A 23,749-nucleotide genomic window follows, 5' to 3' on the forward strand; every position below is an offset into this window, starting at 1 on the left:
TAACCGGTGCAGATCGATATCCTGTCGACATACTTGATCAGCGTTTCGTAACCGCCTGATGCCGGCCTGCTGAAATGATGGCCGCGATGGCATCCGCTCCGGTTCAGTACCTTTCTTTCAGTCTGGTATTAAACTCTGCACAGAGGGTTCGACGGGTTTTAACCTGGCGATTAATTCCGGACCAATGAGTTTATGACACGTATTCTTCTGTAATCTGCCTTCCGACTACCCGATTCCGCGCCGGTGGGTGACCTCTCAGTAATTCCCCGATATTTATCAGGCTTATCGGGCACCTCTTATCGCTATTCCGGGTAACGCTGTTTATGTCAAACCACCTCGTCCTGCCTGCCGTCCTCTTCCCTGCACCCCGGCAAAGATGCCGTCTGGTCACCGCCAGCCTGCTGACGCTGGCGTTGCACGGCGCGCTGCTGGCCTGGCTCTGCTACCGGGCGGCGGTGCCGCCGCCGCTGCCTGCCGCTCAGCCGATGGTGATGCTGACGGTGGCAGAGCAGGCTGAATCCCTACCGGACAGTGAAAAGATGCCGGTCGGCGTGCGTCAACGGCAGGCGGTGGCGCAGACTCAGGCCACGCCGCCGCCGCAGGCCGCGCCAGAGCTGCCCGAGGCTGAACAGGGCACCGAACGGCTTGCCGCAGCTTCACCCCGGCCCGATAACCGGCCTCGGGTAAAACCCAGGCCGAAGCCAGAGCTAAAGCCGGTGCGGCAGCCGGGCCAGTCAGATAGCGCGCCTTCTCAGGCCAGCGCTGCGCCGGATACCAGCGCGCCGCCGCCGGTGGCGGGCAAAAGGGTCGCTGCACCGCATAATCAGGTCGCGCCGCAGCCGAGCCGTAATGCCCCCGCATGGAGCGGCGCGCTGCTGGCACACCTCAGCCGCTTTAAGCGCTATCCGGGTATCGCATTACGTCAGAAACGTGAAGGCGTGGCGCAGATAAGTATCACCCTCAACCGCCAGGGCAGCGTGCTGAAGGTAAAGCTGCTGAATTCCAGCGGCGTCAGCGCGCTGGATAAAGAAGCCAGCGAACTGCCGCTGCGCGCCTCACCGGTGCCCGCGCCACCCGCAGAGATGGCGGCAGGGCAGGAGACGTTCAGCATCACGCTGCCGGTGAGGTTTGATTTACGCGAGGTGCGGGGGTGAAAAGGTGAGAAGTTATCCCGATGCCGTTTACCGCATTTTCTACGCCTTTGCCTCACCCACGCTGTCATTCACAATCGGCAAATCATTGCGGCTGCCCCATTCGCCCCAGGAGCCGTCATACAGGGTAACGTTGCTTACGCCGAGGCTGGTCAGCGCGAGGACCACCACCACGCCGGTCACGCCGGAACCGCAGCTGGCGATCACCGGCCGGGAGAGATCGACGCCCTGCTGGCTGAAAATCGTTTTCAGTTCGTCGGCCGGTTTCAGCGCGCCGTCGGCAACCAGCGTATTCCACGGCACGTTAAGGCTGCCCGGAATGCGGCCACGGTGCAGGCCAGGTCGCGGCTCGTCCACCTCGCCGTGGAAGCGGTTAGCGGCGCGGGCGTCAACGATCTGCGCGCCGCCCTCATGGCTGACCAGCAGCACCTCGGTAACGCGGCTGATCACCGCCTGGTCCGGCTGACGCGCTTCGAACTCGCCGTCGGCCAGGCTGACCGCACCGGTGACCAGCGGTTTGCCTGCGGCTTTCCAGCCCGCCAGGCCACCGGCCAGGATCGATACCTGCCCGGCACCAAAGTTGCTCAGCATCCACCACGCGCGCGGCGCGGAGAACAGGTTGCCTTCGTCATACACCACCAGGTGTTTGTCGGCGCTGACGCCCAGCTCGCGCATTGCCACCGCGAAGGTTTCCGCGCGCGGCATCATATGCGGGTAAGGGCTGGTATGGTCGCTGAGCGCTTCAATATCAAAGAAGGGTGCACCCGGCAGGTGAGCGGCCAGGTATTCTGCCTGGATATCCCGGGTCTTTTCCTGGCCGGGCGGCAGCATTCGCGCGTCAATCACCTGCAGGTTGTCATCGGTAAGATGCTCCGCCAGCCAGTCGGCGGTAACAAAAAGGGCAGAAGGGGTCATAGCAGCCTCGTCATTCGCATAGTAGGGCTGAGTGTCAGCGATTTTGTGAGCGGGTACAAGACTAAATGCGCCGGTTGCTGCACCGGTTGCGAAACCACTGGCAAATTGCCCCCTGCAAGTGATAGATAAACAGCCGCCGAGCGTTTACTATTTTAAGACGTTTGTAACAGCGTGTTTCGCCACGCCCCCTGATGGACAAAAGGAACCTGCCGATGGATGTGCTTAAACTGTTTCTGCGCCTGCCGTTTATGCTGATTTTTGCGCTGTGGCGCCTGCTGAGCGGACTGCTGCGCGGTCTTGCCTGGCTGCTGCGGCCGCTGTTCGGTGAAGTTAACTGGCGTGCGCCGCGCTGGGGCAGCGCGCTGGGGGCAGGGCTACGGCGCATGGAGCGCGGAACAGCCCGGCATCCGAAAAAGGTGGCGGGTGGCCTGCTGTTACTCTGCGTGGCGGCGTTGGCTGGCGTTTACGGCTGGCACGCGTGGCAGAACCGGCCGCAACCGATCGAGGTTGCACCGCTGGCGGTTGAGAACAGCCGCGCGGACGTCATTAATCCGCCGCCGGTCGATTACAGCGAGGCGAAACCGGCGCTGCAGACCTTAACGCTGCGCTTTAACCGCTCGGTCGCGCCGGTCACCCAGGTGGGCAAAACCGTACAGCAGGGCATCAGCCTGAAGCCTTCGCTTGCGGGCGAGTGGCAGTGGCAGAGCGCCAACACGCTGCTGTTTACGCCAAAGCAGCCGCTGCCGCTGGGAGCGGAGTATGCGGTTACCCTGCAGCCGGAGGTATTGCTGGCACCCCAGATCCGCCTGCAGCAGACGAAATACACCTTCCGGGTGCCGGCCTTTGACTGGCAGATCGCCTCCGGCGAGTACTACCAGAACCCCGAGCAGAGCAGCCAGCACAGCGCCATCTTTAACCTGCGCTTCAGCGCCCCGGCCGACGTGCAGGGCGTGGAAAAGCAACTGACGCTCGGGCTGGCCAGCGCCAAAGGCCAGGCCGAAAAGCCGCTTAAATTTACCCTGAACTGGGATGAGAAAAAGCTGAACGCCTGGGTGCGTTCGGAACCGCTACAGCCGATGGATCACGGCGGCGTGGTGCATCTGCAGGTCGGCAAGGGGCTGAAATCATCCCACCCCGGCAACGTGGCGGATCGTAAGGCGGAAGCCTGGGTGACGGTGCCGAATCTCTACAGCCTGGGCGTCAGCGACGTGGCCGCCGAAGTGGTGGATAAGCCCGGCAGCCAGAGCGAGCACGCGCTGGTGATCGGCTTCAGCGATGCCGTGCGCGATAAAGAGCTGGGCCGGTCGGTGCAGGCGTGGCTGCTGCCGCAGTACGATCCGCGCCAGCCGAAGCAGGCGGAACAGGAACCGGCTGCCTGGGATCTCGATAACCTCGATCAGGCGGTGCTGGACCGCGCCGAGCCGCTGGCGCTGACGCAGAACGAGGCCGAAGAGAGCTGGCAGCCGCAGTTCAGCTTCAAATTCAGCGCTCCGGTGCAGCGCTATATGCTGGTGGAAATTAACCCGGCGCTGACCTCCTCCGGCGGGTATAAAATGGCCGAGAAGGTCTGGCGGGTGGTGCAGGTGCCGGACTATCCGCAGCTGCTGCAGTTTGCCGCCGAGGGGGCGCTGCTGTCGGTCAACGGTGATAAGCGCATCAGCGTGGCGGCGCGAAACGTGCCGGGGCTGCGGGTGGATATTCGCCGGGTGATCCCGAGCCAGCTGCAGCATATCGTCTCTTTCAAAAGCGGTGAGTTTGCCTCTACTGAGTTTAACCGCCTTAACGACGAGTACTTTACCGAGCGTTTCCGTTATCAGACGACGATCGCCAATGCCCGGCCGGGCCAGGTGAGCTATCAGGGCGTCGATCTCGGGCGTTACCTCTCCACCAACGCCGACTCCCATCGCGGCATCTTCCTGCTGACCCTGTCGCCGTGGACCCCGGGGCAGAAAGAGGACGCGCCGCAGAGCGACGAGTATCAGGACGAGCAGAGCGACGCGCCGCCGGCGGGGGACTCGCGCTTTGTGGTGGTTACCGACCTGGGGATTATCGCTAAACGCTCCCAGGACCAGACGCGCGACCTGTTTGTGCAGTCAATCGCCAGCGGGCAGCCGGTGGACGGAGCGACGGTGACGGTGATCGCGAAAAACGGCGAGCCGTTGCTGAAAAGGCAGACCGGCAGCGACGGCCACGTCAGCTTCCCGTCGCTGGAGGTCTATAACAACGAGCGCCAGCCGGTGATGTTCCTCGTGGAAAAAGCCGGTGACGTCTCCTTCCTGCCGACCAGCAGCAACAGCGATCGCGGCCTCGACTTCTCGCGCTTTGACGTCTGGGGCGACGCCACGCCGCAGGACACCCGCACGCTCAGCAGCTACCTGTTCTCCGATCGCGGCGTCTATCGCCCCGGCGACACCTTTAATATCGGGCTGATCACCCGCGCCGCCGACTGGGCGGTGCCGGTCACCGGCATTCCGGTGCGGGCCGAAATCCACGACCCGCGCGATAAACTGATGCGCACCGTGCCGCTGACGCTCAGCGCCAGCGGCTTTAACGAGCTGAGTTTTACCACCGAAGAGAGCTCGCCGACCGGCGAGTGGACGGTGTACCTCTACCTGCCGGGCAAGGACGAAGACGGCACCCGGCTGCTCGGCAGCGTGGCGGTAAACGTGAAAGAGTTTGAGCCGGACCAGCTGAAGGTGAAGCTGACGCTGACCCCGGATCACCAGCAGGGCTGGGTGAAACCGGATCAGCTGCAGGCCAGTATCGACGTGCAGAACCTGTTTGGCACCCCGGCGCAGGGGCGGCGGGTGACCTCAAAACTGACGCTGCGCCCGGTGTGGCCGGCCTTTGACCGTTACCCGGATTTCGCCTTCTACGAGGCGCGTTCCGCCAGCGACGGCTACGACACCGAACTGGAAGAGAGCACCACCGGCGATGACGGCCGTGCGGCGATCCGGCTGGATCTCAGCGGCTTCGGCCAGTCAACGTACCAGCTGCAGCTGCTGTCAGAGGCGTTTGTCGCCGGCGGCGGGCGCTCGGTGGCGGCGACCGCACGTACCCTGGTGTCGCCGTATGATTACCTGATCGGCGCGAAGGCCGACGGCGACCTCGGCTATATTCATCAGAATGCGCAGCGCAACCTTGAGCTGATCGCCATTAATCCGTCGCTGGAGAAGATCGCGGTAAACGGGCTGACGCTGCGTCTGCTGCAGCAGAAATACCTGTCGGTGCTGACGCGTCAGGAGTCCGGCGTCTATAAGTATCAGTCGAAGCTGAAGGAGATCCCGCTCTCTTCTGCGCCACTCGACCTCAGCGCCGCCGGCCATTCGCTGGCGCTGGCCACCGACCAGCCGGGCGACTTCGTGCTGGCGGTGGAGAACGCAAAGGGTGAGGTGCTGAACCGCATCGCTTACAGCGTGGCCGGGCAGGGCAATATCAGCCGTTCGCTGGACCGTAACGCCGAACTGAAGCTGAAGCTGGACCAGGCGGAGTATGCGCCGGGCGGTGAGATTGAGGTGGCGATTAACGCGCCTTATACCGGCAGCGGGCTGATCACCATCGAGAAAGATCGCGTTTACAGCTGGCAGTGGTTCCACTCCGATACCACCGCCTCGGTGCAGAAGATCCGCATCCCCGCCGGACTGGAGGGTAACGCCTATATCAACGTGCAGTTCGTGCGGGACATCAACTCCGACGAGATCTTTATGAGCCCGCTGAGCTACGGGGTGATGCCGTTTAAAATCAGCAACGCGCACCGGCAGAACCGCTTTACCCTCAGCAGCCCGGCGGTGATAAAGCCGGGCCAGGACCTGAAGATCGACGTTACCACCGAGGGGCCGCAGCAGGTAGCGGTGTTCGCGGTGGACGAGGGGATCCTGCAGGTGGCGCGCTACCGGCTGACCGATCCGCTGGACTACTTCTTCCGCAAGCGCGAGCTGAGCGTGGAGAGCTCGCAAATCCTCGATCTGATCCTGCCGTCGTTCAGCAAGCTGATGGCGCTGACTTCGGCGCCGGGCGGCGACGGCGGCGAGGGTATGGACCTGCACCTCAACCCGTTTAAGCGCAAGCGCGATAAGCCGGTGGCCTACTGGTCGGGCATTACCGAGGTTAACGGGCAGCAGCAGTTCAGCTATCCGGTGCCTGACTACTTTAACGGCAAAATCCGCGTGATGGCGATCGCGGTAACCGCGGACAAAATTGGCAAAGCGCAGAGCGCCACCACGGTACGTGATGACGTGATCCTGACGCCGAACGTGCCGGCGATGGTGGCACCGGGCGACGAGTTCGACGTCAGCGTCGGCGTCAGCAACAACCTTGAGGGCCAGGGCGACCAGCCGCTGCCGATTCACGTGCAACTGACGCCACCGGCGCAGCTGACGGTGGTGGGCGCGGCTGAGCAGTCGATCGGCCTGGCCGCGAAGCGGGAAGGGGTGGTGAACTTCCGCCTGAAGGTCAGCGGCGAGCCGGGGGATGCGCCGTTGCGCTTTACCGCGACGTACGCTGACGGCAGCAGCAGCCAGCGCACCATCAGCACCTCGGTGCGCCCGGCGATGCCGTTCCGCACCCAGACGGTGATGGGGCGCATGAGCGGCAGCGAGCAGCAGGTCGGCAACCTGCGGCAGATGTTCAGCGCTTACGCACAGCGCGACGCGGCGGTGTCACATTCGCCGCTGGTGCTGACCCGCGGGCTGGCCGGCTGGCTGGCAAACTACCCGTATTACTGTTCCGAACAGATCGTCAGCCAGTCAATCCCGCTGCTGCTGCAGAGCCTGCACCCGGAGCTGCGCGGCGGGCCGCAGGCCGATAAGGTGCGTCAGCAGGTGAAAAGCGTAATGGACGTGCTGCGCGCGCGGCAGAACGCCGACGGCGCGATCGGCCTGTGGATGGCCTCGCCGCAGGCCGACCCGTTCGTTACGCCGTACGTGGTGCAGTACCTGCTGGAGGCGAAAGCGGCCGGTTACGCGCTGCCAGCCGGCATGCTCGACGATGCCAACGCCGCGCTGCGGGTGATGGCGGCCGGCGGCGGTGAAGATCTCTATCAGCTGCGCCTGCGCAGCTGGGCGGTGTGGCTGCTGACCCGCCAGGGCGAGGTGACCACTAACGCCCTGGCGGCGGTGCAGCAGGCGCTGCAGCAGCGTTATCCTGAGCTGTGGCAGACCGACCTCAGCGCGCTCTACCTGGCGGCGTCGTGGAAGCTGCTGAAGTCCGATGACGAGGCGAATCGCCTGCTGCTGCCGAGCTGGCAGGCATTAAGCAGGGCGTGGGATAAGGGCTGGTGGAACAACAACTATTACGATCCGCTGGTGCAGGACGCCACCCGACTGTACCTGATTACCCGCGCCTTCCCGGACAAAGTGGCGCAGATCCCGCCACAGGTGCTGGAGAATATGCTGCAGGCGCTGCGCGAAGAGCGTTACACCACTTTCTCGGCGGCGATGAGCGTGCTGGCGCTGGAGAGCTACGCGCAGCAGGCGGGCGGCGCCGAGCGGCTGACCATTACCCAGCAGGCGGGCAACGGCCAGGCGGCAGCGCTAATCTCCTCGCTTAACGGCCAGTTTGCCCAGGGAACGTTCACCTCAGCGGCCACCTCGCTGCAGTTCAGCAACCCTGATAAGGCGCCGGCCTGGTACGTGGTGACGCAGGCGGGTTATGACCTGCACGCGCCACAGCAGGCGATCGCCAAAGGGCTGGAGATCGCCCGTGACTACACCGACCCGGACGGCAAGCCGGTGAGCCAGGTAACGGTCGGCCAGACGCTGAACGTGCACCTGAAAATCCGCGCCAACTCGCAGGCGGCGCTGAGCAACCTGGCGATCGTTGACCTGCTGCCGGGGGGCTTTGAGGTGGTGCAGCAGACGCCACCGGCGCCGGAAGGCGATGAGGAAGGCGGGGACGCCACCGGCGGCTGGCGGTCACCGCTGGCGGCAAACGGCTCGACCTGGGCCCCGGACTTCAGTGATATCCGTGAGGATCGGGTGATTATCTACGGCAGCGCCAGCAACGAGCTGCAGGAGTTTATCTACCAGATCAAGGCCACCAACAGCGGCAGCTTTGTCATCCCGCCGGCCTACGGTGAAGCGATGTATAACCGGGATATTCAGGCTCTGTCGGCGGGGCAGGGGCGGCTGGAGGTGGTGGCTGACGCGCCGGCGAAAGCCGCACCGTGATGGCCGGTCAGAAGCCGGGCGTCCGCCGGCGGCTGGCGCAAAACGTGGCGGTGGCGCTGCTGCTGCTGGCGGCGCCGCTGGTGGCCTTCCGTCTGTGGCCCCATCCGCCGCTGGCCGCCGGGCTGCCGCAGTCGGTGGCGTGGCTCGACCGCAACGGCAGCCTGCTGCGCCTGCAGCTGGCCAGCGACGATCGCTACCGGCTGTGGACGCCGCTGGAGGCGGTCTCGCCGCTGGCGGTACGCGGGCTGTTGCTGCATGAAGACCGCTGGTTTTATTACCACCCGGGATTTAATCCGCTCAGCCTGGCGCGTGGTTTCTGGCGCAGCTACGTGGCCGGCGGCCGGATGCAGGGCGGTTCAACCATCACTATGCAGCTGGCGCGCATGCGCTGGCAGCTCAATACCCGCACCCCCGGCGGCAAGCTGCTGCAGGTGCTGCGCGCGCTGCAGCTGGAGCTGAGCTACTCAAAGCACGATATTCTGCAGGCCTACCTCAACTACGCCCCCTACGGCCGCAACATTGAGAGCATCGGCGCGGCCAGCCTGATTTACTTTAATAAGCCACCCGCGCAGCTGACGCTGCCGGAAGCGCTGACCCTGGCGGTGCTGCCACAGTCGCCAGGCCTGCGCATCAGCCCGCGGGTCGGCGAGCTTAACCCGCCGCTGCTGCAGGCGCGCAACCGGCTATTTCAGCGCTGGCAGCGGCGCTATCCCACCGACGCCGGGCAGCGCGCCCTGTTTACCCTGCGGCTGGCGCTGCGCCAGCCGCAGCAGCTGCCGTTTATTGCTCCGCACTTTATCGAACAGCTGCAGGCCGCCGCGCAGCAGTCGGGTGGGGCGGGCGGGCAGTGGGTCAGCACCACGCTGGACGCCCGGATGCAGCAGCTGGTGGAACGCCAGGCGCGGGCGTTTATCCGCCGCAACCAGGGGCGCGGCATCCACAATACGGCGGTGCTGCTGGTGGACAGCCGCGATATGGCGGTGCGCGCGCTGGTCGGCTCGGCAGACTATGCTAACCGCGACATCTACGGCCAGGTCAACGGCACGCTGGCGAAGCGTTCGCCTGGCTCGGCGCTGAAGCCGTTTATCTACGCGCTGGGCATTGAACAGGGGGTGCTGCACCCGCTGACGGTGCTGAAGGACGTACCCTCCGCGTTTGGCAGCTATGCGCCGGAAAACTTTGACCGTCGCTTCCTCGGCCCGGTCACCGCCACCGACGCGCTGAACTTCAGCCGTAATATTCCGGCGGTGTGGGTGGCCTCGCAGCTGCATCAGCCCGGTTTTTATCAGTTTTTGCAGCTGGCCGGTATCAGCGGCATGGCCAGCGAGAACCACTACGGGCTGTCGCTGGTGCTGGGCGGCGGGGAGGTCACCGCCCAGGAGCTGGCAAAACTGTATGCGATGCTGGCCAACCGCGGCGAGCTGCGGCCGCTGCGTTTCCGCGCTGACGATCCGCAGCCGGCCGCCGTACGCCTGCTGAGCGAAGAGGCCAGCTTTATGACCCTGGACATGCTGCGCCAGCACCGCCGCCCCGGCGACACCCTGGCCCAGCGCCCGTCCACGCTGCCGGTCTACTGGAAAACCGGCACCTCGTGGGGCTTCCGTGATGCCTGGAGCGTGGGGATCTTCGGCCCGTACGTGCTGGTGGTGTGGCAGGGGAATTTTGCCGGCCAGGGCAACAGCGCTTTTATCGGCGCTGAGGCGGCCGCGCCGCTGTTTTTCAATATTATCGACAGCGTTAAGGCCAGCTATCCGGGGCTGAGCGAGCCGGGGCACCGCTTCCCGCCGCGGCTGAAGCGGGTGGAGGTCTGCCTGCCGAGCGGCAACCTGCCGACGCAGTGGTGCCAGCAGCGCGGGCAGAGCTGGTTTATTCCCGGCACCTCGCCGATTAAGGTCGATACGGTCTACCGCCCGCTGCAGATCGATAACCACAGCGGTGAGGTGGCCTGCCCGCCGTGGGACCCGCAGCAGACGCATACCCAGGTCTTTGAGTTCTGGCCCTCCGATCTCGCCCAGGTGTTTGCGCTGGCGGGATTGCCGAAGAGGCCGCCGCCGCAGGCGCAGTGCCAGCCGGGCGGCGTGGACGGTGCTGCACCACGCATTACCTCCCCGCTGAGAAACACCACCTACACCCTGCGCCAGTCGCGCCAGGGGCAGGAGAACATCAGCTTTGCGGCGGTGACCGACGCTGACAGCAGCACGGTGTACTGGTTTGTCGATGATATTTATCTCGGCAGCAGCGCCAGCCGCAAACCGCTGGACTGGCGGCCCACGCGTTCGGGTCAGTACCGCATCCGCGCCGTTGACGACCGCGGCCGCGCCGACAGCCGTCCGATCGCTGTGATGCTGGTCAACTAATTCAGCGCAGGAAAAGGGTGCCGGTTCTGGTCATCCGTCGGCGGCCTGCGTAAAATAGCCGCAGTTGGGGCAAAAAAGCCGCGATGTCGATCGGGTTTTTCAACAAATCACCGGATTGCCCATAGGCATCAGGGCAGATGCCCCCTATAATCTGCGGCCTTTTCATGGCCGGACACTTTTTACGGCTACATTCATCAGATTGACAGGGGTCAACATGACTATTGAACGTACTTTTTCCATCGTAAAACCAAACGCAGTGGCAAAAAACGTCATCGGTGCCATCTTCAACCGTTTTGAAAGCGCTGGCTTCAAAATCGTTGGCAGCAAAATGCTGCAGCTGAGCAAAGAGCAGGCTGAAGGCTTCTACGCTGAGCACCAGGGCAAGCCATTCTTCGATGGTCTGGTTGAGTTCATGACCTCTGGTCCGGTAGTGGTTTCCGTGCTGGAAGGCGAAAACGCCGTACAGCGTCACCGCGACCTGATGGGCGCAACCAACCCGGCGAACGCGCTGGCCGGTACCCTGCGTGCTGACTACGCTGACAGCTTCACCGAGAACGCCACCCACGGTTCTGACTCTGCTGAATCTGCTGCCCGCGAAATCGCCTATTTCTTCGGCGAAGGCGAGATCTGCCCGCGCACCCGTTAATCCGGCTGCCCGGCGACCGGCGTGTTATTGACAAATAATTTCAGTAACGGCTTTAACCCTCCGGTCACCATGAGTATAATAATTCGCCCCTGATGAGCTCGCTCGTCAGGGGCGTTTCTTTTTCCTTTTTCCCATCAAAACCAGTGCCATAACGTGTAATAACGAGGCCAGAGAACATTATGTCTGAACTGATTGTGACGCCGTCGTCCGACGCATCTGCCATTTCCATCGCCACGCCGAAGAAAGAAAAAATCAACCTGCTGGATCTTAACCGTCAGCAGATGCGTGAATTTTTCCACGCGCTGGGCGAAAAACCGTTCCGCGCCGACCAGGTCATGAAGTGGATCTATCACTACTGCTGTGATGATTTCGATGAGATGACCGACATCAACAAAGTGCTGCGCGGCAAGCTGAAAGAGATGGCCGAAATTCGCGCGCCGGAAGTGGCCGAAGAGCAGCGCTCTGCCGACGGCACCATTAAGTGGGCCATTCAGGTCGGTGGCCAGCAGGTCGAAACCGTGTATATCCCGGAAAAAGACCGCGCCACGCTGTGCGTCTCCTCGCAGGTCGGCTGTGCGCTGGAGTGTAAATTCTGTTCCACCGCCCAGCAGGGCTTTAACCGTAACCTGCGCGTGTCCGAGATCATCGGCCAGGTGTGGCGCGCGGCGAAGATTATCGGTGCGTTAAAAGTCGCCGGTCAGCGCCCGATCACCAACGTGGTGATGATGGGTATGGGTGAGCCGCTGCTCAACCTGAATAACGTGGTACCGGCGATGGAGATCATGCTGGACGACTTCGGCTTTGGCCTGTCAAAACGCCGCGTAACGCTCTCCACCTCTGGCGTGGTGCCGGCGCTGGATAAGCTGGGCGATATGATCGACGTGGCGCTGGCGATCTCGCTGCACGCCCCGAACGACGCCATCCGCGACGATATTGTGCCGATCAATAAAAAGTACAACATCGAGACCTTCCTTGGCGCGGTCAGCCGTTACATCAGCAAGTCCAACGCCAACCAGGGGCGGGTGACCATTGAGTACGTGATGCTCGATCACATCAACGACAGCACCGACAACGCGCATGAGCTGGCGGCGCTGCTGAAGGATACGCCGTGCAAGATCAACCTGATCCCATGGAACCCCTTCCCGGGCGCGCCGTATGGCCGCAGCTCTAACAGCCGCATCGACCGTTTCTGCAAGGTGCTGATGGACTACGGCTTTACCACTATCGTGCGTAAAACCCGTGGCGACGATATCGATGCCGCCTGCGGCCAGCTGGCCGGGGACGTGATCGACCGTACCAAACGCACGCTGAAGAAGAAGATGGCCGGTGAATCCATCGCTGTGAAGGCGCTCTGAAAACAGCGATGAATCCGCTGCAATAACCGTCTTTGCGCTTCCCGCCCGCACTGAACGGTGCCAGGCTGGCTTTTTTCAGCCAGATAAAGCGCCGGGAGGGACGGGTGAAAACAGGGAGCAAGGGGCTGTGGGCCGCCGTGTTGCTGGGCATGCTGCTGAGTGGCTGCCAGCGACCACCGCAGCGGGAATCGCTGGTCGATACCCGCCTGCAGCTGGGGCTGGCATGGCTGGCGCGCGGTGAGTTATCCGCCGCCGAACGCAATCTGCAGCGGGCGCTGGCGCTGGCCCCGGAGGATTATCGCACCCGGCTGGCCATGGCGCGGTTTCAGCAGCAGAGTGGGGACGCCGCGGCTGCGGCAGAGTCCTACCGTCAGGCGCGGCAGCTGGCACCGCAAAACGGCTATGTGCTTAATAATTACGGTGCGTTTCTCTGCGGATTAAGGCAGTATGATGCGGCACAGCGGCAGTTCAGTCGGGTGGCGGAATCTTCAACAGGCGGCCTGCGGGCCGACAGTATTGAAAATTCAGGCTACTGTTACCTGAATGCCGGTGAGCCTGAGCCAGCACGTGATGCGCTGGCTAAGACGGTACGGTACGATCCAGCCAGAGGGATGCTGTTGCTGGCTGAAGCCGAAAGGCGCTATGGAAAGGGGAGACGTGCGGAATCGCGCCTCCTGTTAGATGTTTACCAACAGTCTTTACCTGCTTCGGCAGAGAGCCTGTGGTTAGAGATTCGCTTCGCCGCGCAGGAGAACCGGCCCGATGACGTTAGGCGTTACGGAGCACGGCTTGCGCGAATTTTTCCACTTTCGATACAGTACCAGCATTTTTTAGCTAATGAATACTGAAGCCACTCAAGAAAAATCTAACGTAAATTCCACAGGCGAGCGCCTGCGCAGCGCCCGTGAACTCAAGGGGCTGACCCAGCAGAACGTTGCTGAGCGCCTGTGCCTGAAACTTTCCACCGTGCGGGATATTGAAGAGGACAAATCGCCTGCCGATCTCGCCTCGACCTTCCTGCGCGGCTATATCCGTTCCTATGCTCGCCTGGTGAATGTACCCGAAGAGGAGCTGTTACCGATGCTGGCTAAACAGGCACCGGTACAGGCCGCCCGCGTGCAGCCAATGCAGAGTTTTTCACTGGGCAAGCGCCGTAAAAAGCGCGATGGCTGGCTGATGATCTTCACCTGGCTGGTGCTGTTTGTGGTGGTCGGTCTGACCGGCGCCTGGTGGTATCAGAACCACAAGGCCGCGCAGGACGACCTGGTATCGATGTCCGATCAGAACGCCTCGGTCGGCAGCGATAACGGCCAGTCGATTCCGTTAACCGACGGCAGCGCCGACGGCGCGAACAACATTGAACTGCAACCGTCAGCGCCGTCTGACAGCACGCCTGCCGCTGATGCGGCGGGCGCTGCCCCGGCAGCTGCGGCGCCTGCGGCGACCGCTCAGGCGCCTGCCGCCACGGCAGCACCTGCTCAGGCTGCGAACACACAGCCTGCGGTGGTTTCACCTTCACAGGCACCGGTGGATAACGCCAGCGCACAGCTGCCAACCGGCAGCGCGGCGGTCAGCGCACCGGCGGCAGACCCGAACGCGCTGGTGATGAATTTCACCAACGACTGCTGGCTTGAAGTCACCGATGCGGCGGGTAAAAAACTGTTCAGCGGTGTTCAGCGCAGCGGTGGTAAACTCAGCCTGGCGGGTACCGCTCCTTACCGCTTAAAAATCGGCGCACCTGCCGCAGTGCAGATCGAATACCAGGGTAAACCTGTCGATCTGAGCCGTTTTATCCGTACTAACCAGGTTGCTCGCCTGACTCTGGGTGCGCAGTAACGCCTCTGCCCCGGCGCGAGTAATTATGGAGAACCAATATGCACAGTGAAGTCCCCATTACCCGTCGCAAATCCACACGCATTTACGTCGGGAAAGTGCCCGTGGGGGATGGCGCACCGATTGCCGTCCAGTCCATGACCAATACCAAAACGACCGATGTCGCCGCCACCGTGGCCCAGATTAAAGCGCTGGAGCGGGTAGGGGTCGACATCGTTCGCGTTTCCGTGCCGACCATGGACGCCGCGGAAGCCTTCCGCCTGATCAAACAGCAGGTCAACGTACCGCTGGTTGCCGATATCCACTTTGACTATCGCATTGCTTTGAAAGTCGCCGAATACGGTGTGGACTGCCTGCGCATTAACCCAGGCAACATCGGTAACGAAGAGCGTATCCGCAGCGTCGTCGACTGCGCGCGCCACTACAACATCCCGATCCGCATCGGCGTCAACGGCGGTTCGCTGGAGCGTGACCTGCAGGAAAAATATGGCGAACCGACGCCACAGGCGCTGCTGGAATCGGCAATGCGCCACGTTGATCATCTCGACCGTCTTAATTTTGACCAGTTTAAGGTCAGCGTTAAGGCCTCTGACGTGTTCCTTGCCGTAGAATCCTATCGCCTGCTGGCAAAGCAGATCGATCAGCCGTTGCACTTAGGCATCACCGAAGCCGGTGGCGCGCGTGCCGGTGCGGTTAAATCTGCCATCGGCCTCGGCCTGCTGCTTTCCGAAGGAATCGGCGACACGCTGCGTATTTCGCTGGCGGCCGACCCGGTTGAAGAGGTGAAGGTCGGTTTCGATATTCTGAAATCGCTGCGCATTCGCTCGCGCGGGATTAACTTTATCGCCTGCCCGACCTGTTCCCGTCAGGAATTTGACGTGATCGGCACGGTCAACGCGCTGGAGCAGCGGCTGGAAGATATCATCACCCCGATGGATATCTCGATCATTGGCTGCGTGGTCAACGGGCCCGGTGAAGCCACCGTCTCCACCATGGGCGTGACCGGCGGCAGCAAGAAAAGCGGTTTCTACGAAGACGGCGTGCGCCTGCGCGAGCGTCTGGATAACGACAATATGATTGACCAGCTGGAAGCGCGTATCCGCGCCAAAGCGACGATCCTCGACGAAACCCGTCGGATCAACGTACAGCAGGTCGAAAAGTAATGAGCCGGGAGCGACGCACGCCGGCCTGAAAACAGGTCTTTACGGCGGCCGTTCCCCTGACACATTTAATTTGAGAGAGAATTCGTGGCGAAGAACATCCAGGCCATTCGCGGCATGAACGACTACCTGCCTGCCGACACCGCCGTGTGGCAGCGCGTTGAGCAGATCCTCAAGCAGGTGCTGGGCAGCTATGGTTTCAGTGAAATCCGCCTGCCGATCGTCGAGCAGACGCCGTTATTCAAGCGCGCAATTGGTGAAGTCACCGACGTGGTTGAAAAAGAGATGTACACCTTCGATGACCGCAACGGCGAAAGCCTGACGCTGCGCCCGGAAGGCACCGCAGGCACCGTGCGTGCCGGTATCGAGCACGGCCTGCTGTATAACCAGGAGCAGCGCCTGTGGTATATCGGTCCGATGTTCCGTTACGAGCGTCCGCAGAAAGGGCGCTACCGCCAGTTCCATCAGATCGGTGCCGAAGTGTTTGGCCTGCAGGGGCCGGATATCGATGCCGAACTGATCCTGATGACCGCCCGCTGGTGGAAAGCCCTGGGGATCTCTGAGCACGTGCGCCTGGAGCTGAACTCAATTGGTTCACTGGAGGCGCGTGCTAACTACCGTGACTCGCTGGTGGCCTTCCTTGAGCAGCACATCGAGGTGCTGGACGAAGACTGCAAGCGCCGTATGTACACCAACCCGCTGCGCGTGCTGGACAGCAAAAACCCGGACGTGCAGGCGCTGCTGAACGACGCGCCGGCGCTGGCCGACTACCTGGATGACGACTCCCGCGAACACTTCAGCGGCCTGTGCGCGCTGCTGGATGCCGCCGGCATTGCTTACACCGTCAACCAGCGCCTGGTGCGTGGCCTCGACTACTACAACCGCACCGTATTTGAGTGGGTGACCAGCAGCCTGGGTTCGCAGGGCACCGTCTGTGCCGGCGGCCGTTATGACGGCCTGGTTGAGCAGCTGGGCGGCCGCGCCACCCCGGCGGTCGGTTTTGCCATGGGGCTGGAGCGTCTGGTCCTGCTGATTCAAACCGTTAACCCGGAATTTGAACCGACGCGCAATGTTGATGTCTATGTTATCGCTTCAGGTGCCGGGGTGCAGGGCGCAGCGATGATGCTGGCAGAGCAGCTGCGTGACGCGCAGCCGGATCTGAAGCTGATGACCAACTTTGGCGGCGGCAACTTCAAGAAGCAGTTCGCCCGTGCGGACAAGTGGGGTGCCCGCGTCGCGCTGGTGCTCGGCGAAGATGAAGTGGCGAAAGCGCAGGTCGTGATTAAAGATTTACGTAATGGCGAACAGCAAACGCTGGCGCAGCAGGACGTAGCCGCCACGCTTGCGGCGATGTTACAGCACTAAGCCCAAAGCAAACAGACGATTTAAAGGAGTAGTACTGCGTGGAATCGTATAGCAACGAAAACGAACAGGTTGACGCGCTGAAGAATTTCTTCGCTCAGAATGGAAAAGCGCTGGTGGCTGGCGTGGTGCTGGGCGTCGGTGCCCTGGTCGGCTGGAAATACTGGAGCAGTCATGAAGACAGCGGCTCCCGTGAGACGTCGGCGGCCTATCAGCAGGTGACCGCAGCGCTGGATGCCAGCAAACCGGCTACCCTTGACGCGGCGGCGAAGTTCGCCAGCGACAACAACAACACCTACGGTGCGCTGGCGTCGCTGGACCTCGCGAAGCGTTATGTTGACAATAATCAGCTGGATAAAGCGGCAGCACAGCTGCAGAACGGTCTGCAGGACACCAAAGATGCCAACCTGCAGGCGGTACTGAATCTGCGCCTGGCGCGTATTCAGCTGCAGCAGAAACAGCCGGATGCGGTATTAAAAACGCTGGAAAACATCAAGGGTGACGGCTGGGTAGCCATCGTCGCCGATGTTCGTGGTGAAGCGCTGCTCAGCAAAGGGGATACCCAGGGCGCACGCGACGCGTGGAGCAAAGGCGTCGCGGCCGATACCTCTTCCGCGCTGAAAGAGATGCTGCAAATGAAAATGAATAATCTGCCAGGTTAATAGCGAATAATTTGGCCTGCACAGGCACAAGAGGGATTTCATGGAATTGCGTAAGATACTGTTGCCGGGACTGATTTCAGTCACTTTACTCAGCGGATGTTCATGGTTTAGCGGTGAAGAGGACGTGGTCAAAATGTCCCCTCTGCCAACCGTGCAAAACCAGTTTACTCCGGAAAAAGTCTGGAGTACCTCGGTGGGTAACGGCGTGGGTGACTTCTACTCGAACCTGCATCCGGCCTGGGCCGACAGCACCGTTTATGCGGCAGACCGCCACGGCGTGGTAAAAGCGCTGAACGCTGGCGACGGTAAAGAGCAGTGGAAGGTCGACCTGTCTGAAAAGACCGGCTTCTTCTCCAGCAATCTCCCGGCCCTGCTGTCCGGCGGCCTGACCGTTGACGGCGGCCACGTCTACGTCGGCAGCGAGCGCGCGCAGGTTTACGCGCTGAACAGCAGCGACGGCTCCGTGGCCTGGCAGACCAAAGCCGCCGGTGAAGTGCTGTCGCGCCCGGTGATTAGCGATGGTCTGGTGCTGGTACACACCAGCAACGGCATGCTGCAGGGTCTGGACCAGACCAGCGGCGTGGTGAAGTGGACGGTTAACCTGGATATGCCGGCGTTGAGCCTGCGCGGTGAATCTGCCCCGGCCGTCGCCTTTGGTGCGGCGATCGTCGGCGGTGATAACGGCCGCGTCAGCGCCGTGATCCTGAATCAGGGCCAGATTATCTGGCAGCAGCGCATCTCTCAGCCAAGCGGCGCGACCGAGATCGACCGCCTGGCAGACGTTGATACCACCCCGATCGTGGTAAACGGCGTGGTGTATGCGCTGGCCTACAACGGCAACCTGACCGCCCTCGACCTGCGTTCCGGTCAGGTGATCTGGAAGCGTGAAATCGGCTCTGTTCACGACATGATCGTCGACGGTGGCCGTATTTTCCTTGTCGATCAGGATGACCGCGTCATTGCGCTGAGCACCGAAGGTGGCGTGACCATCTGGCGCCAGAGCGATCTGCTGCACCGCAACCTGACCTCCCCGGTGCTCTATAACGGCTACGTGGTGGTTGGCGACAGCGAAGGCTACCTGCACTGGATCAACACCGAAGACGGGCGTTTCGTGGCTCAGCAGAAACTGGACAGCTCCGGTTTCCAGACCGAGCCGGTGGTGGCCAGCGACAAGCTGCTGATCCAGAGCAAAGACGGCGAAGTGTACGCGATTACGCGTTAATCTCACCGCGGTAACATCCGCACCCGGCCGTGATTAACCACGGCTGAATTGCGGAAAAAACGGCTCCTGAACGTTCAGGAGCCGTTTTGTTTTTTTCCGGGCGTGTTATCCTTAGCGCCATCAGCCCGATCCCTGCGACTTAAAATCCTGTGTTTGACAGAAAATCGCTTCGCAGCGGGCCCTATTTTTCAGTTATGAGGCTTTAATATGGTACCTGTGGTCGCGCTGGTCGGGCGTCCCAATGTGGGAAAATCTACCCTTTTTAACCGTTTGACGCGCACGCGAGATGCGCTGGTGGCGGATTTCCCTGGACTGACCCGAGATCGCAAATATGGTCGCGCCGAGGTCGAAGGGCGTGAGTTTATTTGTATTGATACCGGCGGTATCGATGGCACCGAAGAGGGCGTGGAAACGCGTATGGCCGAACAGTCGCTGCTGGCGATTGAAGAAGCCGACGTGGTGCTGTTTATGGTAGACGCCCGTGCCGGTCTGATGCCCGCCGATACGGCCATTGCTAAGCACCTGCGCTCCCGTGAAAAGGCAACCTTCCTGGTGGCCAATAAAACCGACGGTCTGGATGCCGATGCCGCCGTGCTCGACTTCTGGTCGCTGGGCCTGGGCGAGATCCACCCGATCGCCGCTTCACACGGCCGTGGCGTCACCAGCCTGCTGGAGATGGTGCTGCTGCCGTGGATGGACGAAGTCGACCCGCGCGAAATCACCGAAGAAGAAGAGAACGCCGCCTACTGGGCAGAGCTGGAGCGTGAAGCCGCTAAAGCCCGTGGCGAAGCGGTGGAAGAAGAGCCCGAAGAGGAGTTTGACCCGCGCACGCTACCGATCAAGCTGGCTATCGTTGGCCGCCCGAACGTCGGTAAATCAACGCTCACCAACCGTATTCTCGGTGAAGAGCGCGTGGTGGTGTACGACATGCCGGGCACTACCCGCGACAGTATCTATATCCCGATGGAACGTGACGAACGTGAATATATTCTGATCGACACCGCCGGGGTACGTAAGCGCGGCAAAATCACCGACACCGTAGAGAAGTTCTCGGTGATCAAAACGCTACAGGCGATTGAAGATGCCAACGTAGTGATGCTGGTGATCGACGCCCGTGAAGGCATCTCCGATCAGGATCTGTCGCTGCTGGGCTTTATTCTCAACAGCGGGCGTTCGCTGGTGATTGTGGTCAACAAGTGGGATGGCATGACAGAGGAAGCGCGTGCAGAGGTGAAAGAGAACCTCGACTTCCGTCTGGGCTTTATCGACTTCGCCCGCATCCACTTTATCTCCGCGCTGCACGGCAGCGGGGTGGGCAACCTGTTTGAGTCGGTAACCGAAGCTTACGACTGTTCCACCCGCCGCGTGAACACCTCGATGCTGACGCGCATCATGAATATGGCGACTGACGATCACCAGCCACCGCTGGTACGTGGCCGCCGCGTGAAGCTGAAATATGCCCACGCCGGTGGTTATAACCCGCCGATTGTGGTGATCCACGGTAACCAGGTGAAGGATCTGCCGGACTCCTATAAGCGCTACCTGATGAACTACTTCCGTCGTTCACTGAAGGTAATGGGTACGCCGATCCGCATCCAGTTCAAAGAGGGTGAGAACCCGTATGAAGGTAAGCGTAACCTGCTGACCCCGACTCAGCAGCGTAAACGTCAGCGCCTGATGAGCCATCTGAAAAAGAACAAACGTTAATACCGCAAAGGGCCCCGAGGGGCCCTTTTTGCTGGGCACAAAAAAGTGTTAACCCTGGAAAATATGCAGTTAATCATTTTGTGCTATACCCAATAGCAGGGAGCGCAGTCATACAGGGGTTGTTAATTTTCTGTTTATTAAATTATGAACCTGGTGGTACAATCCTGCCGCTTTCCAGCAGTGCCCCGGCGCGCCAGCCGTGCCATAGCGGCAGTTGCTTGTAAAGCAGGACGGGTTATACCCGTGTACGATGTTAATAAAAATAAGGTCTTAGCGACTCGCGCCTTATTTTCTCCAGGAGTATTTCTGTATGCCTCAGACAAATGCAGGGTCAGCGAAAGGGCTGGGCTTGTGGTGCTTCCTGCTGGGAATCATTCTCCTTGCAACAGGCCTCTATTTCATCATCGGCGGCGGTAAGCTGATCTCGCTCGGCGGTAGCTGGTACTTCGTACTGGCCGGCCTGGTGACGCTGGCTTCTGCCGTGCAGTTCTTCCGTCGTAAATCCTCAGCCGTCACCCTGTTTGCGGTGGCCGCCGTCGGTACCGCGATCTGGGCGCTGGCCGACGTCGGCCTTGACTTCTGGCCGCTGGTTTCCCGCGTGGTGTTCTTCGCCGGCATGCTGTTGCTGGCGCTGATCACGCTGCCCGCGCTGCGCAAGCGCGAAGGCAAAACCACGCTGGCTAAACCCGCTTACGGCTTCAGCGCCGTGCTGGTGGTGGGCCTGCTGGCGACCTTCTGGGGCATGTTCCAGCCGCACCCGACCGTGCCGTTTGCCGGTCAGGAACTGCCGCTGGTGCCGGTCGATAAGAGCAAGCAGCAGAAAGACTGGGATAACTACGGCAACACCGCCGGCGGCAGCCGCTTTGTGGCGCTGGACCAGATCACCCGCGATAACGTGAAAGATCTGAAACCGGTATGGACCTTCCACACCGGCGATACGCCAATTAGCCCGACCGGTAACGGCGCGGAAGATCAGCAGACTCCGCTGCAGGTTGGCGATCGCATCTTCCTGTGTACGCCGCACAACAACATTATCGCCGTGGACGTCGACAGTGGTAAGCAGCTGTGGAAAACCGAGATCAACGCGCAGTCCCAGGTGTGGAACCGCTGCCGTGGTCTGGCTTATTTTGACGCCACCAAACCGCTGCAGCAGCCAACCGTGCCGGACTCTACCCCGGTTCCTGCGGTGAGCCTGGCCGCCGGTGATACCTGCCAGCGTCGCCTGCTGATGAACACCATCGACGCACGTCTGGTGGCGGTTAACGCCGACAACGGCGAGCTGTGCCAGAACTTTGGTAACAAAGGTTTTGTTGATCTGAAAGCCGGCCTGGGCGATGCGCCAGACCCGCAGTATCAGCTGACCTCCGCGCCAACCCTGGCCGGTACTACCGTGGTGGTAGGCGGTCGCGTAGCCGATAACGTGCAGACCGACATGCCTGGCGGCGTGCTGCGCGGCTTTGACGTAGTGACCGGTGCGATGCGCTGGGCGTTTGACCCGGGCAACCCGGATCCGAATGCGTCACTGAGCAGCGATAAGAACTACGTGCGCAGTACCCCGAATTCGTGGGCACCGATGTCCTACGATGCGGCGATGAACACCGTGTTCCTGCCGATGGGCAGCTCGTCGGTGGACCTGTGGGGTGCCAACCGTAACGCGCTGGATCATAAGTACGGTGCCTCGATCCTGGCGCTGGACGCGACTACCGGTAAAGAGAAGTGGGTTTATCAGACCGTGCATAACGATCTGTGGGACTTCGACCTGCCGATGCAGCCGAGCCTGATCGACTTCCCGCAGAAAGACGGTTCTACCAAACCTGCGGTAGTGATCGGCACTAAAGCGGGCCAGATCTACGTGCTGGATCGTCTGACCGGCAAGCCGCTGACCGAAGTGAAGGAAGTGCCGGTTAAGCCTGGCAATATTCCGAATGAGCAGTACACGCCAACCCAGCCGAAGTCAGTCGGTATGCCTGAGATTGGTGCCGGTACGCTGACGGAATCGGATATGTGGGGTGCCACGCCGTTTGACCAGCTGGCCTGCCGTATCGGCTTCAAGTCCATGCGTTATGACGGCCTGTACACCGTACCGGGTACCGATATGTCCCTGAGCTTCCCGGGTTCCCTGGGCGGCATGAACTGGGGCAGCCTGTCTACCGATCCGAACAACCACTATATCTTCGCCAACGATATGCGTCTGGGCCTGTGGGTTCAGATGATCCCGGCGAAAACCACCAGTGGTCCGGCCAGCAACGGCGGCGAAGCGGTGAATACCGGTATGGGCGCGGTGCCGCTGAAAGGTACGCCGTTTGCGGTGAATAAGAACCGCTTTATGTCGCCGCTGGGCATTCCGTGCCAGAAGCCACCGTTTGGTACGCTGTCCGCTATCGATCTGAAGACGCAGAAGATCGTCTGGCAGGTGCCGGTGGGTACGGTGCAGGATACCGGTCCGTTCGGTATTAAGATGAAGGCGCAGATGCCGGTGGGTATGCCTACGCTGGGCGGTACGCTGGCGACTCAGGGTGGCCTGGTGTTTATCGCCGGTACGCAGGATTACTATCTGCGTGCGTTTGACAGTTCAACCGGTAAGGAGGTGTGGAAAGCACGTCTGCCGGTGGGTAGTCAGGGTGGCCCGATGAGCTATGTGTCACCGAAGACCGGTAAGCAGTATATTCTGATTTCTGCGGGCGGGGCGCGTCAGTCGCCGGACCGTGGTGATTATGTGATTGCATACGGTTTGGATAAGTAAGCCCGGTTAATTCGTCGAGCTGAATCAGGCCCCTTCCATTGCGGAGGGGCTTTTTTTTGCCTGATGAAAAGTTCAGGTTCAGGTTCAGGTTCAGGTCAAGGGATCGTTGCCTGTTGGATCGAGATACTCCGGGCCTGTCAGCGGGCGACCCTGCGCGGGTTATCCCGCTCCGGGCTCATCCCGCTGCCCTCCCGAAAAATGGAGTGCCGGGTTTTCTGGGGATAAGGGCTCGTTGTCTGGTTGATTGAGATACACCGGGCCTGTCAGCGGGCGACCCTGCGCGGGTTATCCCGCTCCGGGCTCATCCCGCTGCCCTCCCGAAAAATGGAGTGCCGGGTTTTCTGGGGATAAGGGCTCGTTGTCTGGTTGATTGAGATACACCGGGCCTGTCAGCGGGCGACCCTGCGCGGGTTACCCCGCTCCGGGCTCATCCCGCTGCCCTCCCGAAAAATGGGCTGCTGCGGTGCCT

General features: G+C 61.4%; 14 protein-coding genes. 13 read left to right on the plus strand and 1 reads right to left on the minus strand.

Annotated elements, in window-relative coordinates:
• The first annotated feature begins 323 nt into the window (after nucleotides 1-323).
• Nucleotides 324-1,154 (plus strand): energy transducer TonB, encoded by an 831-nt coding sequence (locus GKQ23_RS07010; protein WP_212410128.1) that lies wholly within the window; start codon nucleotides 324-326, stop codon nucleotides 1,152-1,154.
• 39 nt (nucleotides 1,155-1,193) lie between these two features.
• Here GKQ23_RS07010 and sseA read toward each other — a convergent pair whose 3' ends face one another.
• On the minus strand, nucleotides 1,194-2,066 hold the full coding sequence (gene sseA, locus GKQ23_RS07015) for a 3-mercaptopyruvate sulfurtransferase (protein WP_212410129.1): 873 nt from the start codon (nucleotides 2,064-2,066) through the stop codon (nucleotides 1,194-1,196).
• Between the two features lie 212 nt (nucleotides 2,067-2,278).
• On the opposite strand from sseA, the gene GKQ23_RS07020 reads away from it, so the two are divergent.
• The 12 genes from GKQ23_RS07020 (at nucleotide 2,279) to GKQ23_RS07075 (ending at nucleotide 23,280) form a co-directional block, all read left to right on the plus strand.
• Nucleotides 2,279-8,233, plus strand: a complete 5,955-nt coding sequence (locus tag GKQ23_RS07020; RefSeq protein ID WP_212410130.1) for an alpha-2-macroglobulin — start codon at nucleotides 2,279-2,281, stop codon at nucleotides 8,231-8,233.
• The gene (gene pbpC / locus GKQ23_RS07025) at nucleotides 8,233-10,590 is read left to right on the plus strand and encodes a penicillin-binding protein 1C (protein WP_212410131.1); all 2,358 of its coding nucleotides are present in this window, start codon (nucleotides 8,233-8,235) and stop codon (nucleotides 10,588-10,590) included. The genes GKQ23_RS07020 and pbpC overlap by 1 nt, the downstream gene beginning before the upstream one ends.
• Before the next feature lie 214 nt (nucleotides 10,591-10,804).
• Nucleotides 10,805-11,236: a nucleoside-diphosphate kinase gene (gene ndk, locus GKQ23_RS07030; RefSeq protein WP_056238913.1), complete on the plus strand. Its 432-nt coding sequence runs from the start codon at nucleotides 10,805-10,807 to the stop codon at nucleotides 11,234-11,236.
• 179 nt (nucleotides 11,237-11,415) lie between these two features.
• Nucleotides 11,416-12,591, plus strand: a complete 1,176-nt coding sequence (locus GKQ23_RS07035; RefSeq protein ID WP_056238915.1) for a bifunctional tRNA (adenosine(37)-C2)-methyltransferase TrmG/ribosomal RNA large subunit methyltransferase RlmN — start codon at nucleotides 11,416-11,418, stop codon at nucleotides 12,589-12,591.
• A gap of 149 nt (nucleotides 12,592-12,740) precedes the next feature.
• Nucleotides 12,741-13,439 (plus strand): type IV pilus biogenesis/stability protein PilW, encoded by a 699-nt coding sequence (pilW, locus tag GKQ23_RS07040; RefSeq protein ID WP_056238918.1) that lies wholly within the window; start codon nucleotides 12,741-12,743, stop codon nucleotides 13,437-13,439.
• Nucleotides 13,429-14,427: a cytoskeleton protein RodZ gene (rodZ, locus tag GKQ23_RS07045; protein WP_212410132.1), complete on the plus strand. Its 999-nt coding sequence runs from the start codon at nucleotides 13,429-13,431 to the stop codon at nucleotides 14,425-14,427. The genes pilW and rodZ overlap by 11 nt, the downstream gene beginning before the upstream one ends.
• 38 nt (nucleotides 14,428-14,465) lie before the next feature.
• Nucleotides 14,466-15,587 carry a flavodoxin-dependent (E)-4-hydroxy-3-methylbut-2-enyl-diphosphate synthase gene (gene ispG, locus GKQ23_RS07050; protein ID WP_056238925.1) on the plus strand — a complete coding sequence of 374 codons (1,122 nt, stop codon included), beginning with the start codon at nucleotides 14,466-14,468 and terminating at the stop codon, nucleotides 15,585-15,587.
• Between the two features lie 84 nt (nucleotides 15,588-15,671).
• A complete protein-coding gene (hisS, locus tag GKQ23_RS07055) occupies nucleotides 15,672-16,949 on the plus strand; it encodes a histidine--tRNA ligase (protein ID WP_056238927.1) in 1,278 nt (425 codons plus the stop codon).
• 38 nt (nucleotides 16,950-16,987) lie between these two features.
• The gene (locus GKQ23_RS07060; protein WP_056238929.1) at nucleotides 16,988-17,608 is read left to right on the plus strand and encodes a YfgM family protein; all 621 of its coding nucleotides are present in this window, start codon (nucleotides 16,988-16,990) and stop codon (nucleotides 17,606-17,608) included.
• 40 nt (nucleotides 17,609-17,648) lie between these two features.
• The gene (gene bamB, locus GKQ23_RS07065) at nucleotides 17,649-18,830 is read left to right on the plus strand and encodes an outer membrane protein assembly factor BamB (protein WP_056238932.1); all 1,182 of its coding nucleotides are present in this window, start codon (nucleotides 17,649-17,651) and stop codon (nucleotides 18,828-18,830) included.
• Between the two features lie 207 nt (nucleotides 18,831-19,037).
• Nucleotides 19,038-20,537, plus strand: a complete 1,500-nt coding sequence (gene der, locus GKQ23_RS07070) for a ribosome biogenesis GTPase Der (protein ID WP_056238936.1) — start codon at nucleotides 19,038-19,040, stop codon at nucleotides 20,535-20,537.
• A 310-nt stretch (nucleotides 20,538-20,847) separates the two neighbouring features.
• Nucleotides 20,848-23,280, plus strand: a complete 2,433-nt coding sequence (locus GKQ23_RS07075; RefSeq protein ID WP_212410133.1) for a glucose/quinate/shikimate family membrane-bound PQQ-dependent dehydrogenase — start codon at nucleotides 20,848-20,850, stop codon at nucleotides 23,278-23,280.
• Nucleotides 23,281-23,749: the final 469 nt, after the last annotated feature.

The sequence above is a fragment of the Erwinia sp. E602 genome (assembly GCF_018141005.1).
Classification (GTDB): Bacteria; Pseudomonadota; Gammaproteobacteria; order Enterobacterales; family Enterobacteriaceae; genus Erwinia.